The organism is Paraburkholderia bengalensis, from assembly GCF_037126505.1.
Lineage (GTDB): Bacteria > Pseudomonadota > Gammaproteobacteria > Burkholderiales > Burkholderiaceae > Paraburkholderia > Paraburkholderia bengalensis.
In genome coordinates, this window is the sequence record NZ_JACFYJ010000001.1 from 169281 (window position 1) to 182084 (window position 12804).

Annotated in this window: 11 protein-coding genes; 4 read left to right on the plus strand and 7 right to left on the minus strand. The window is 64.1% G+C overall.

Annotation, left to right across the window (positions count from 1 at the left end):
* Position 1 precedes the first annotated feature (1 nt).
* Genes H3V53_RS00790 through atzF form a run of 7 tightly spaced genes read right to left on the minus strand, consistent with a single transcriptional unit; the run spans position 2 to position 8317 of the window.
* The gene (locus tag H3V53_RS00790; protein WP_336596267.1) at positions 2-1000 is read right to left on the minus strand and encodes a formamidase; all 999 of its coding nucleotides are present in this window, start codon (positions 998-1000) and stop codon (positions 2-4) included.
* Between the two features lie 14 nt (positions 1001-1014).
* Positions 1015-2607 (minus strand): ABC transporter ATP-binding protein, encoded by a 1593-nt coding sequence (locus H3V53_RS00795; RefSeq protein ID WP_336596268.1) that lies wholly within the window; start codon positions 2605-2607, stop codon positions 1015-1017.
* Complete coding sequence (gene biuH / locus H3V53_RS00800; protein ID WP_336596269.1) at positions 2604-3302, minus strand: biuret amidohydrolase; 699 nt, start codon at positions 3300-3302, stop codon at positions 2604-2606. Before biuH ends, H3V53_RS00795 begins: the two co-directional genes overlap by 4 nt.
* Before the next feature lie 25 nt (positions 3303-3327).
* On the minus strand, positions 3328-4254 hold the full coding sequence (locus H3V53_RS00805; RefSeq protein ID WP_336596270.1) for an ABC transporter permease: 927 nt from the start codon (positions 4252-4254) through the stop codon (positions 3328-3330).
* The gene (locus tag H3V53_RS00810) at positions 4247-5362 is read right to left on the minus strand and encodes an ABC transporter permease (protein WP_336596271.1); all 1116 of its coding nucleotides are present in this window, start codon (positions 5360-5362) and stop codon (positions 4247-4249) included. Before H3V53_RS00810 ends, H3V53_RS00805 begins: the two co-directional genes overlap by 8 nt.
* Positions 5363-5384: 22 nt before the next feature.
* Positions 5385-6482 carry a BMP family ABC transporter substrate-binding protein gene (locus H3V53_RS00815; RefSeq protein ID WP_336596272.1) on the minus strand — a complete coding sequence of 366 codons (1098 nt, stop codon included), beginning with the start codon at positions 6480-6482 and terminating at the stop codon, positions 5385-5387.
* On the minus strand, positions 6479-8317 hold the full coding sequence (gene atzF / locus H3V53_RS00820) for an allophanate hydrolase (protein ID WP_336596273.1): 1839 nt from the start codon (positions 8315-8317) through the stop codon (positions 6479-6481). Before atzF ends, H3V53_RS00815 begins: the two co-directional genes overlap by 4 nt.
* 256 nt (positions 8318-8573) lie before the next feature.
* Between atzF and H3V53_RS00825 the strand changes: the two genes are divergently transcribed.
* From H3V53_RS00825 to H3V53_RS00840, 4 genes are read left to right on the plus strand one after another with little or no spacing between them, the layout of a single operon-like run.
* The gene (locus H3V53_RS00825; RefSeq protein WP_336596274.1) at positions 8574-9554 is read left to right on the plus strand and encodes a chromate resistance protein ChrB domain-containing protein; all 981 of its coding nucleotides are present in this window, start codon (positions 8574-8576) and stop codon (positions 9552-9554) included.
* Positions 9551-10735: a chromate transporter gene (locus tag H3V53_RS00830; protein ID WP_336596275.1), complete on the plus strand. Its 1185-nt coding sequence runs from the start codon at positions 9551-9553 to the stop codon at positions 10733-10735. Before H3V53_RS00825 ends, H3V53_RS00830 begins: the two co-directional genes overlap by 4 nt.
* 37 nt (positions 10736-10772) lie before the next feature.
* Entirely contained in the window at positions 10773-11507 is a 735-nt protein-coding gene (locus H3V53_RS00835) for a superoxide dismutase (RefSeq protein WP_336596276.1), read from the plus strand.
* Between the two features lie 30 nt (positions 11508-11537).
* Positions 11538-12773, plus strand: a complete 1236-nt coding sequence (locus H3V53_RS00840; RefSeq protein WP_336596277.1) for an MFS transporter — start codon at positions 11538-11540, stop codon at positions 12771-12773.
* Positions 12774-12804 lie beyond the last annotated feature (31 nt).

Sequence of the window (12804 nt, forward strand, 5' to 3'; positions counted from 1 at the left end):
GTCAGCCCTCGTAGCGGCGTTCGGGTTTCGGAAATCCGCATGACGTCCCGTCCTTGACGACGACTTCGTCTTCCCAGGGCAAACGATATTCGCCGCGCACCATGTCCTGCATGAACGTGTAAGGGCAATCCTGCGCGCCGCCCTCGACGGCCACGTAACCGCGATGCCCGAACTGGTAGATGTTGTTCTCGACGCCCCAGTGAATGCGCGCTTCGCGCACCAGGTCCGGGCGCATTTCGCAGGTGATGATTTCGTCGGGACGGTGACTGCCTTCGACCATCACCGTGCCGTCGAAATCGCAGAACATGCCTTCGCCCATGGAGTCGAACGTGCCGTCGCTGCCGCACAGGCACACGCTCGCGGTCTGCGCCAGATTCTGGAATGCGTTCGACTGGTTGGTGATCTTCCACGCATGACGGATCGGCGCCGTATAGCCTGCTGTGCGCAGAATGATCTCCGCGCCCTGGTAGGCGGCTTCGCGCGCCATCTCAGGGAACATGCCGTCATGACAGATGATGAGCGACAGCTTCGCGCCCTTCGGCCCGACGCACACGGGCACGCCGACATTGCCCGGTTCCCACGGCTCGACGGGCACCCACGGATGCAGCTTCCGATAGTAAAGCTGAATCTCGCCCTTATCGTCGATGATGATGCCGCTGTTATACGGATTGCCGCGCGGATTGCGCTCCATGATGGAAAAACATCCCCAGATGCGATGCTCGATGCAAGCGGCCTTCAGCGCAGCGACTTCGGGACCGTCGAGCGAGCACATGATGGCATCGTCGGTGCGCATGGACAGGCCGTGCAGCATGTATTCGGGGAACACGACGAGATCCATCGCGGGGTTGTTGCGACGCGCCTTGCCAATCAGTTCGACGATGCGCCGCGTCTGCGCGGCCAGTTGCTGCGGCGTCGCGACATCGGGATTTTGCAACTGCACGAGACCCACGACGATGCCCTGCGGCGACTTGTTCAACCCACCGAGACCACTTGAACTCATTCTTCTTCGCTCCTTTATGCGTGAACGGCGACGGGTGCGCCCACATCGCGCCCGGCACTCTCGACATGGCCCGCCATGTGCCTTCCCAGCGCGACGCGATCCGCGCCGCTCGCAGCCGTTTCGTGCACGAGCCGCCCCTCCGCGATCACCGCGATGCGATCCGCCAGTTCCAGCAGTTCATCCAGGTCTTCGCTGACGAGCAGCACGGCCGCGCCCGCATCGCGCGCGGCGAGAATGCGAGCATGAATATCGGCGACGGACGCAAAGTCCAGCCCGAACACGGGATTGGCGACGATCAGCACATCGACCGCTTGCCCCAGCTCACGCGCGAGCACGGCGCGCTGCACATTGCCGCCCGACAGCGTGCCGATCGCGCGTGCGGGAACGGGCGGCCGCACATTGAATTCGGCGATGAGCCGCTCGGCGCGTTCACGCATTGCCCGACGATCGAGCAGCCAGCCGTGGCGCTTCATCGGTGTGCGATCGAAGTCGCGCAAGGCGAGGTTATCCGCGATGCTCATGTTCGCCACGCATGCATTGCGCAGCGGCTCTTCGGGCAACGCAAACACACGCAGCCGCGTCATCTCCTCACGCGTCGCGCGATACGGCGCACCATGCATGCGCATTTCGCCGCTGTGCACGCGGCGCTGGCCGACGAGCGCTTCGATCAGTTCCTTCTGTCCATTGCCCGACACGCCCGCGATGCCGAGTATCTCGCCCGACCGTACCGACAGCGACAGATCGCGCACGGCTGTATGTCCCCGGTCATCGATCACGCTGAGTTGCGACAGCGCGAGGCGCACGGGCGCATCCGCCGACACCGTTCGACGCGCAGGGCGCGCCGCAGCCAGTTCCGGATCGTCCTGCAAGGTTTCGCCGCCCATCATCCACGCGGCCAGCCTGTCGCGGCTCGTATCGGCAACCGCGCTCGTGCCGACCAGCTCGCCTTTGCGCAAGACGGTGACATCGTCCGCATAAGCCATCACTTCGCGGAACTTGTGCGTGATCATCAGCACGGTCAGTTCGCCGCGCGTCGCGAGATCGCGCATGAGGCCCAGCACTTCGTCGGCCTCCTGCGGCGTGAGCACGGACGTGGGTTCGTCCAGAATCAAGAAACGCTGCTGCAAATAGAGCTGTTTCAGGATTTCGAGCTTCTGCTTCTCGCCGGCAGCCAGGCTGGAAACGGGTGCATCGAGCGGCAGACGAAACGGCATCGAACGCATGAACGTGTCGAGCGCGGCACGTTCTTTCGGCCAATCGATCTTCCACGGCAACCGCCCGCGCGCAAGCAGCAGGTTCTCTTCGACTGACAAGCCCGCCGCCAGCGTGAAATGCTGGTACACCATGCCGATGCCCAGCGCCTGCGCATCGCGCGGCGACGCGATCTTCACCTGCCGCTGATCCGCGATGATCTCGCCGTCATCGAGCACGCCATAGCCGACGAGCCCTTTCACGAGCGTACTCTTTCCCGCGCCGTTCTCGCCCAGCAGGGCATGCACGGTGCCCGCGCGCACCTTCAGTGTCACGTCGTCGAGCGCGGTGAATGCGCCGAAGCGCTTGGTCGCGCCCAGCACTTCGACGCTCATCGCTTTGACGGGAGCGTTCATGACCGGCTTCCGAGCGTGGCAAGCAGCGCTTTCGAATCCGATACCGTGCCGAACACGCCGCCCTGCATCAGCACCATGTTGAGCGCTGCGTCGTGGTTGCCCTGATCGGTCGCGCCGCAGCAGTCCGCAAGAATCGTGCATTCGAAGCCGCGATCGTTGGCTTCGCGCATCGTCGTGTGGACGCACACATCTGTCGTGATGCCCGTCAACACCAGGTTGACGATGCCGCGCGTGCGCAGGATCAGTTCGAGATCGGTCGCGCAGAACGAGCCTTTGCCCGGCTTGTCGATGACGATCTCGCCTTCGATCGGCTTCAGTTCATCGATGATTTCCCAGCCAGGTTCGCCGCGCACGAGTATCTTGCCGCACGGTCCATCGTCGCCGATACCGACACCGTTCGTTCCCGCGCGCCGGCTTCTCCAGCGCTTGTTGGCGGGCAGATCCGACAGATCCGGCCGGTGCCCCTCGCGCGTGTGGATGATCGTGAAGCCCTGCTCCCGCATCAGCGTCAGAACGTTTTTGATCGGCACGATGGGCGCGCGGGTCATCGACAGGTCATAGCCCATTTTGTCGACATAACCACCGATGCCGCAGAAATCCGTCTGCATGTCGATGATGACGAGCGCCGTGTTGTCGGGCCGCAAATTGCCGTCAAAAGGCCACGGATAGGGACGTGCTTCGATGAAGCGGGTCATGTGTTCGGCTCCGTGAAGGTGAGATTCAACGTGTGAGGCTGAGTTCGCCGGGCGCGCCTGCCAGCGCGCGGTCCGGTCGGCAATTGACGATCATCGTGACGAGCGTCAGCACGTAAGGCGCGGCGTTGAACAGGTAGTAACCGCTCGTCACGCCGATAGCCTGCAACGCGGGGCCCAGTGCGCCCGCTGCGCCGAAAATCAGCGCGGCCCACAGGCACCGCAACGGCTGCCAGCGCGCGAAGATGACGAGCGCGACGGCCATCAGGCCTTGTCCGCTCGACAAGCCTTCGTTCCAGCTTCCCGGATACACGAGCGACAGATACGCGCCGCCCACGCCCGCAAAAAAGCCGCCGACGGTCGTCGCGAGAATGCGCACGCGCGTGATGGGATAGCCCATCGCGCGAGCGCTTTCCGCGTTCTCGCCGACGAGCCGCAGCGCCATGCCCCAGCGCGTATGACGCAATCCCCACTGCAACGCGAACGCCAGCACGACGCCGATGATGAACAGCGGATTGATATGCAGCGCGTTATGCAGTTGCGGCGACGAGGCCCACGCGCCGAAATCGATCGAAGGCAGCATCGGCGCTTGCGGTTCGATGAAGGGCTTGCCGAGATAGAACGCGAGGCCCGTGCCGACCAGCATCAGCGCGATCCCGAATGCAATGTCCGACACGCGCGGCAGCGAACATATCAGGCCGTGCACAGCGCCGAGCAGCCATCCCGCGCCGCCGGCGGCGAGCACGCCGAGCCACGGCGAGCCCGACAGATAGGCGGCGGCGTAACCCGTCATCGCGCCGGAGACGAGAATGCCTTCGAGTCCGAGATTGACGCGCCCGCCTTTCTCCGTCAGACATTCGCCGATGCTCACGAACAGATACGGTGTGCTCACACGGATAGCGCCCGCGATCAGCGACAGCAACAGTACAGCGACGGGTGAATGTGCATCAAACATGAGTGCCCTCCAGTCGAACGGGCGAACGCGCGACCGACATCGCCTGCAATCTGACGCGCCACGACGCGAGGCGGCCGCCCATCGCTTCCCAGGCGAGCAGGTTCGCGAACAGCAGACCTTGCAGGACGAGCGCGGTCGCATCCGGCAAGCCGAGACGCCGTTGCAACAGCGAGCCGCTCGCTTCGATCCCGCCGACCAGCACCGCGCACAGAATGATCGCGAGCGGGTTTTGACGCGCCGCGAATGCGACGAGGATGCCTGCATACCCGTAACCGGCGAGCAGCGACGCATTCGCGCTGCCCTGCACCGCCGCCACTTCGAACATGCCCGCCAGACCCGCCGCCGCGCCGCCCATCGCGCACGCTGCGATCGCGAGCCGGTTGACGGGCAAGCCGACGAGCTTCGCCGCATGGTTGTTGCCGCCCACGATGCGCATCGCGAAGCCTTGCGTGCTGTGACGCACGAAGACCCATGCCGCTACGCATGCCAGCGCGCCCCACAGCAGCCCCCAATGCACGTCGAGACCCGGCAGCGAGCCGATGGCGAACGCGTCGGGGATGGGCGGCGTAGAGGGCTTGTTCAGACTCGCGGGGTCCCGCAACGGGCCTTCGACGAGATGCTTGAACAGCGCAATCGCGATATACGACATCAACAGACTGCTGATGGTCTCGTTGACGCCGCGCAGTTGCCGCATCGCGCCGACCGCGCCGATCCACACGCCGCCCGCGATCATGCCCGCAAGCGCCATCAACAGCGCGGCGATGTACCACGGCATCGCGGCGGGCATGAGCGTCGCCACCACTGCCGACGCAAGCCCGCCGAGCGCTAGCGCGCCCTCGCCGCCGATCACGATCAGCCCGACCTGCGCGGGCAACGCCACGCACAGCGCGGTGAGCATCAGCGGCGCTGCGCGCAGCAGCGTGCTCTGCCACGCGAACGACGAGCCGAATGCGCCTTGCGCGATCAGCACGAGCGCATCGTCGGCGGGCTGGCCCTGCGCGAGCAGGAACACCGAAAACAGCACCAGCGTGCCGATGAGCGCGCACAGCGTCGGCAATGCGGGCAACACGCCGAGCGCCACGCGCGGCAACAGAGGATAGGAACGCATGCCGGCTCCGCGAACGAAAAAATCAGATCTGCCCGACGACACCCGCGACGAGATAGTTCATGCTTTCAAGCTTGATATCCGTCTGCGCGTACGCGGTGCCCGAAGCGATCGCATTGCCGCCCTTGTTGTCCTTCATCGGGCCTTTGAAGATCACGTAGTCGCCCGCTGCCATCTTCGACTTGATCGCGTCGGCGTTCGCCTTCGCATCGGGCGTGACCTTCGCGCCGTAGGGCGACATCTTCACGAAGCCTTCCTTCAGGCCGCCGCGCAAGATGTTCGGTTGCGGCTTGCCCGCTTGCGCATCCGTGACGAGTTCCTTGAACGGCGTCGCCCAGTCCCATTCCGCGCCGGTGAGATAACCCTTCGGCGCGAGTGCGGCCTGACTCGCGTGATAACCGCAACTCATCGCGCCGCGCTTCTCCGCCGTTTCGATGACGACCTTCGGGCCGTCCACGTGACAGGTCAGCACATCGCATCCCTGATCGACGAGACTGTTGGCCGCTTCGGCTTCCTTGACGGGCATCGACCAGTCGCCCGTGAAGATCACATGCGTGGTGATCGACGGATCGACCGATTGCGCGCCGAGCGTGAACGCGTTGATATTGCGCAGCACTTGCGGAATCGGCTTCGCAGCGACGAAACCCAGCTTCTTCGTTTTGCTCACGTGACCGGCGACGACGCCGTTGAGGTACTGACATTCGTCGATATAGCCAAAGTAGCTGGCGATATTCGGCGGGTTCCCCTGCTTCCGCAGACCGCCGCAATGCGCGAAGCGGACCTTCGGATATTTCGCGGCCATCTTGAGCACGTGCGGATCGAAATAGCCGAACGAGGTCGCGAAGATCAGCGTCGCGCCGTCCTGCTCGATCATCGCTTCCATGGTCTTTTGCACGGCGACCGTCTCGGGCACGTTCTCTTCCTCGACCACTTTCACACCCGGCATCTTCTTGATGATCGCGGCGGCCTGAGCCTGTGCCTGGTTGTAGCCGTAATCGCCCTTCGCGCCGACATAGATCACACCGACGGTGAGATTGCTTGCGCCGAACGCGAGTTCGAAGGGCATCGCGCTGCCAAGCGCGAGCGCGCCCGCGCGTTGGATGAACTGGCGGCGATTGGTCATGATGTGGCTTCCTGTGTGGGTTGATCGATGGATGAACAGACGTCGCTGTGCCGATACGCGCGCCAGCCGCCGAACGACGTGATGTCGCGTGCGCCGCTTCCGGGCGCGACGGCGGCGGGCTCGCAGATGAAGCCCTTGACCTCGCGACCATCGCCCGTGGTGATCGTGCCGATGCCGAGCGGCGCGGGAATCGCCGCGACGAATGCGCCGAAGGTGCGCACGGGCATGTCCCATAGCTCAATGGCGATCGGGCTGCCTTCCGCTTGAGTGCGTACGAGACCCGGCTTGGGCGGCTGCGTGTCGGCCAGCGCAAAAAGTTGGTAGTGCGGCGACGTCACCGTTTCTTCGACGAAGCGCGCGCCCGCCTGCTGCATCTGCCATTCGAGGGGCATGCCGCGCAAATGTGCGCCGACCACAGCGAGCCTGATGCCCGGTTCCTGGAACGGCAGTGGCTCGATGGCCGCGGCAGGCGTCGCGTCCTCGAAGACGGCCTGAATCCTCGCGCCGAGCACGGCAAGACGCCGATCCGCGCCAGCGGGTCCGATCAGCGTGATGCCGGCGGGCAAGCCATCGGCGCGTGGCAGACACGGCACGGCGAGCGCGCACAGATCGAGCAGATTGACGAAGTTCGTATAGACGCCGAGGCGGCTGTTCACTTCGACGGGATTGGCCCGCACTTCGGCGATGGTCGGATGTGTCGGCGTCGTCGGCACGATCAGTATGTCGACGCGATCGAACAGCGCTTGGACTTCGCGCTTGAGCAGCATGAGTTCGTATTGGCCATTAAAGGCGTCGGCGGCGGAAAAAGCCTCTGCCTTGCCGATGACTGTCGCGACGGTCGTATCAATATCGCCGTGATGGGTCGTGAAGAACTCGCCCAGCGCCGCGCGGCGTTCCGCGACCCATGGACCGTCGTAAAGCAGCGCGACGGTGCGCTGCATCGGCGCGAACGGGAACGTCGCGGGTGCCAGCTTCAAACGGTCCAGCGTCGCGGCGAAAGCATCGGCTGCCTGCGTGTCGCCGAAGAATTCGAGCGTGTCCGGGATCGCCACACGCGGTGCATCCGGCAGCAAACCGAGCGACGCGACGTGCCGCGAGTAACCATCGAGCGCGTCGAACGCGGCCATGTGTTGCAGGACGAGCCAGGCATCGGCGACGTCGTGCGCGAAGATCGACAGCGTATCGAGACTCTTGCATGCGGGCACGACGCCGCGCTTGCTGACGAGCCCGAGCGTCGGCTTGAGTCCGACGATGCCGTTGAACCCTGCGGGCACACGGCCCGAACCGGCCGTATCGGTGCCCAGCGAGAACGCGACGATGCCTTGCGCCACCGTCACCGCCGATCCCGAACTCGATCCGCCCGACACATACTCGGGACGATTGACCTGCCGCACCGCGCCGAACGGCGAGCGCGTGCCGACGAGTCCCGTCGCGAACTGATCGAGATTGGTCTTGCCGATAAGGATTGCGCCGGCGTCGATCAGACGTTGAACGGCGAAAGCCGTCTCGTCCGGTGTATAGGCAAACGCCGGGCAACCGGCCGTGGTCGGCAAACCCGCAATGTCGATGTTGTCCTTCACCGCGAACGGCACGCCGAACAGCGGCTTGCGCTCGAACACCGCCGCGCCGCACTCAGCGAGTTCGCGTGCGAGCGCGGCGGCCGTCGCCTTGAGATCGGCTGCCGGAACGACGAGCGTCCATGCTTCAGGCCGCGCGCTGGCCTCGATCCGCGCGAGCGTCGTTGCGATCACCTGCAACGGATCGGCATCCCCGCATGCGTAAGCATCGACGAGCGAGCGAACGGTAAATGGCTGGTCAGCTTGGGTGACTGTCATGAGTTCAATCTTGCATACAAGTTCGAACTCACATTGCACTGACTATGCCAGCGCCGACATTTCCTTTGCAAACAATGACTTGATACGGGACCACGGCTTGAGCGCCTTGGCGCGTGAACCATTCGGGTTCAGCGCCGACTCAGACGTGGTGCGCATGATCCCGTTCACGGTGCAAGCCGACGATCTATCCGCTTCCGGTCGCCGCCGCCCAAAAAATCGGTTGTAGATCATGCTACTGACGTGTAGTTTACGCTACATGAACATCACGACAACCTGGTCCCTGCTGGTTCTCACGCTTCCCACCGAAAACGCCACGGCGCGGATGCGCTTCTGGCGAACCTTGAAAGCGAAGGGATGCGCCGTGCTGCGCGATGGCATCTATCTGCTGCCCTACACCGAAGCGCACGAGCAGATGCTCCGCGAACTGGCGAGCGCCATCGCGGACAGCGGGGGCACCGCACACCTGCTGCGCGCACCGAGCCTCGATGCTGCGCAGGACGAGGAATTCCGTGCGCTTTTCGACCGCGGCGAAGATCACGCCGGGTTCATGCGCTCACTACAGGACGCACGCAAAACCGTTTCCGGCCAATCGGCGGCTGATCTCACGAAGCTGCTGCGCAAGTTGCGCAAGGACTACGAAGCCATCGTCGCAATCGATTATTTTCCAGGCGACGCCTCGACCCGGGCCGAGGCTGCGTGGCAGGACTTCATCGGTCTGGTCGACACCGTGTTGTCGCCGGGCGAGCCGCATTCGGCCGAACGGCCGATCCGAAGCCTCCCGGTCGGCGACTATCAGGGCCGTACCTGGGCCACGCGTCAGCATATGTGGGTCGACCGCGTGGCGAGCGCCTGGCTGATCCGTCGCTTCATCGATCGCGATGCGCGGTTCATCTGGCTCACATCGCCGGGCGCATGCCCCGCCAACGCAATTGGTTTCGACTTCGACGGTGCGGCGTTCACGCATGTCGGCGAGCGCGTGACCTTCGAGGTGCTGATGGCGAGCTTCGGTCTCGACAAGGACCGGGCACTGCTTCGACTTGGCGCGATGGTCCATACGCTCGATGTCGGTGGTGCCCCCGTTCCTGAAGCGATCGGTTTCGAAGCCGTGATGGCGGGCGCGAGGGAGCGCGCAACCGACGACGATCACCTGCTCGACGAAATGAGCCGCGTGCTCGACTCGCTTTACACGCATTTCTCGAATGCCGCCAGGAGCCGCGAGACCGGGGGACGATCATGAACACGACGACGGCGACGGTGCCTGGCTACACGCTGAGGCAGCTGGTGCTGTACATGTTGAGACTCGGCATGTTCGGGTTCGGCGGCCCGGTGGCGCTCGTGGGCTACATGCACCGCGATCTCGTCGAGCAGCGCGGCTGGATCAGCGAGTCGGACTATCGCGAGGGGCTCGCGCTCGCGCAAATGATGCCGGGGCCATTGGCCGCGCAACTCGGCATCTATATGGGCCACGTGCACTATCACCTCGTCGGTGCGACGCTCGCCGGTATCGCGTTCGTGTTGCCGTCGTTCCTGATGGTCGTCGGCCTCGGCTGGGCCTATGCGCATTTTGGCGGCCTATCCTGGATGCAGGCGGCCTTCTATGGGGTGGGTGCGGCTGTTGTCGGCATCATCGCGATGAGCGCCTACAAGCTCACCGCGCGGACCGTCGGCAGGAACCGGATTCTGTGGGCGATCTACCTGACGCTCGCCGCGGTGACGGTCATCACCGAATCCGAAATCGCGTGGCTCTTCATTGCAGGCGGCCTCATCAACTGGTTCGTGGTCGCCCCGCCGCGATGGCTGGCGAAGGATGGCCTGCACGCCGTTGCGGCAACGCAGTTGCCCGTTGCCAGCGGGATACTCGGCGGGCTCGACTGGCCCCTGCTCGGCCAGATCGGACTGTTCTTCGCGAAAGCGGGCGCCTTCGTGTTCGGTTCGGGGCTGGCGATCGTCCCGTTTCTGTACGGCGGTGTGGTCACCGAACATCACTGGCTCAATGACAAGCAGTTCGTCGATGCCGTCGCCGTCGCGATGATTACGCCGGGACCCGTCGTCATCACCGTTGGCTTCATCGGCTATCTGGTCGCAGGTTTTGCCGGTGCCTGCATAGCCGCGCTCGGCACCTTCCTGCCGTGCTATCTCTTTACCGTGCTGCCCGCGCCGTACTTCAGGAAGTACGGCAAGCTGCCCGCCGTCAAGGCGTTTGTCGACGGCATTACGGCCGCCGCTGTCGGCGCGATCACCGGCTCGGTGATAGTCATCGCGCGTCGCTCCATCGTCGACTGGCCGACCGTTCTGCTGGCCCTCGTGACCGCACTGTTGCTGTGGCGTTTCAAGAAGCTGCAGGAACCGGTCATTGTGGTCGCGGCTGCGCTCATCGGCCTTGTCGTGTACCCGCTCATTCATGCGCACGCCATCTGATTTCCTGCGCGTGCGTCCACCTGCGAGGACAGCAGTCATGGCAACACGTCGTACTTTCCTGCACAACACGGCCGCGCTCGGCGCGGGTGTTGTGCTCGCACAAGCGCAAAACGCACACGCGGTTGAAGAACCCGGCTTTGTCGACAAGCTGACCGACGCCGATGGCAAATATGCGGCGGGCCCGCTTCCCTTCGCCTACGACGCGCTGGAACCGGCGATCGACGCCCGCACAGTCGAACTGCACTATAACTTTCATCACAAGCCCGCGGTGGTCGCCGCCAACAAGGCAGAGGACGCACTTGCGAAAGCCCGGGACTCGAACGACTTCGCGCTCGTGAAGTTTTACGAAAAGGAGCTTGCCTTCCAGCTGTCCAGTCACATCCTGCATACGGTTTACTGGACGAGCATCTCGGGAAAAGGCGGTGAGCCGAGGGGCGATCTGGCCAAGGCCATCGACAGGAACTTCGGTTCGTATGCAAAGTTCAAGAGTCAGCTGATCGCTGCAACGGTTGCTGTCGAGGCGTCGGGCTGGGGCGTGGTCGGCTATCACCCAGCGACGGGCAAGCTGATGATCCTGCAATGCGAGAACCATCAGAAGCTCACGGCGTGGGGCATCCAGCCCGTCCTGATCCTCGATGTGTTCGAGCATGCCTACTATCTGAAGTACCAGAACCGGCGCAACGACTACGTCAACCAGCTTTTCAGCATCATCAACTGGGACAACGCCGCGTCGAGGCTGCGGGCTGCGATGCCTGCGCAAAAACCGGCGTGACATGTCCTGCGAACCTGGTCGGCGGCCTGCATGGGTATCCTGACTCGCCCAGCGCTTCTGCTTCCCGACGGAGTCGAGCAGAGTGCCCTGATCCTGCTGGTTGCCAGGGGACTGCGCGGCGTGTGCGACGGCTTTATCGCAGTGCTGCTGCCCGGCTATCTGCTGGCGCTTGGCTTTGGACAACTGGCCGTCGGACTCATCAGCACGACCACCCTGTTCGGCTCGGCTTTCGCAACCGTGCTGGTGGGTGCCGTCGGCAATCGCTTTGCGCCGCGCGGTCTGTTGCGCTTCGCGGCGGCCCTCATGATCGCCACCGGTCTGGCGTTCGCCGGGTTGTCATCACTGTGGCCGCTGCTCGTCGTTGCGTTCGTCGGCACACTGAACCCGAGTTCGGGCGATGTCAGCCTGTTTCTTCCGCTTGAGCATGCGCGGCTCGCGGAGTCAGCGACAGGCGATGCACGTACCGCACTGTTCGCGCGCTATAGCCTGATCGGTGCGCTGTCTGCCTCACTCGGCGCCCTCGCGGCCGCATTGCCCGACTGGATCGCTGCACACTCGGCGGTCACACCCCTCATCGCGATGCGCGCGATGTTTATCGTCTACTCGACGACGGGCTTCATTGTCTGGGTTCTCTATCGGCATCTACCATCGCACCATCCGGCAACTGGCATGCCTTCCACACCGCTCGGTCCCTCGCGCGGAATCGTCACCCGTCTGGCGCTGCTGTTCAGCGTCGATGCCTTTGCAGGTGGTCTTCTCGTCAACTCGCTGCTGACCTTGTGGTTGATCCAGCGGTTTGGATTATCGCTTGGCGCAGCAGGTCAGTTCTTTTTCTGGGCGGGGCTGCTCAGCGCGGGTTCTCAACTGGTCGCTGCGCCGCTGTCGCGCCGTATCGGCTTGCTCAACACGATGGTGTTTACGCATATCCCGTCGAGCATATGCCTCATTGCCGCCGCGTTTTCCCCGTCGCTTGCGCTGACCCTGGCGCTGCTCCTTGCGCGCAGCGCGCTCTCGCAGATGGATGTGCCGACTCGCAGCGCGTATGTGATGTCGATCGTCACCCCGGCTGAACGCCCCGCTGCCGCCAGTTTCACCGCGGTGCCAAGAAGCCTCGCGGCAGCCCTCGCGCCGACACTATCCGGGGTGCTACTCGGTCTGGGATGGCTCGGTGCGCCGCTGCTCGCGTGCGGTGTGCTCAAGATTGCCTATGACCTTTCGCTGCTCGTCGCATTCCGCCGCGTCCGGCCGGATGGACGGGCATCGTGACCCGCGCAAGTCCATGGCGCTGCGCAAAGCC

Excerpts from the sequence above, each read along its gene's own strand:
- H3V53_RS00840 (WP_336596277.1), top strand. The coding sequence starts at position 11,538 with ATGGGTATCCTGACTCGCCCAGCGCTTCTGCTTCCCGACGGAGTCGAG.
- H3V53_RS00825 (WP_336596274.1), top strand. The coding sequence starts at position 8,574 with ATGAACATCACGACAACCTGGTCCCTGCTGGTTCTCACGCTTCCCACC.
- biuH (WP_336596269.1), bottom strand. The coding sequence starts at position 3,302 with ATGACCCGCTTCATCGAAGCACGTCCCTATCCGTGGCCTTTTGACGGC.
- H3V53_RS00790 (WP_336596267.1), bottom strand. The coding sequence starts at position 1,000 with ATGAGTTCAAGTGGTCTCGGTGGGTTGAACAAGTCGCCGCAGGGCATC.
- H3V53_RS00805 (WP_336596270.1), bottom strand. The coding sequence starts at position 4,254 with ATGTTTGATGCACATTCACCCGTCGCTGTACTGTTGCTGTCGCTGATC.
- H3V53_RS00830 (WP_336596275.1), top strand. The coding sequence starts at position 9,551 with ATGAACACGACGACGGCGACGGTGCCTGGCTACACGCTGAGGCAGCTG.
- H3V53_RS00795 (WP_336596268.1), bottom strand. The coding sequence starts at position 2,607 with ATGAACGCTCCCGTCAAAGCGATGAGCGTCGAAGTGCTGGGCGCGACC.
- H3V53_RS00810 (WP_336596271.1), bottom strand. The coding sequence starts at position 5,362 with ATGCGTTCCTATCCTCTGTTGCCGCGCGTGGCGCTCGGCGTGTTGCCC.
- H3V53_RS00835 (WP_336596276.1), top strand. The coding sequence starts at position 10,773 with ATGGCAACACGTCGTACTTTCCTGCACAACACGGCCGCGCTCGGCGCG.
- atzF (WP_336596273.1), bottom strand. The coding sequence starts at position 8,317 with ATGACAGTCACCCAAGCTGACCAGCCATTTACCGTTCGCTCGCTCGTC.
- H3V53_RS00815 (WP_336596272.1), bottom strand. The coding sequence starts at position 6,482 with ATGACCAATCGCCGCCAGTTCATCCAACGCGCGGGCGCGCTCGCGCTT.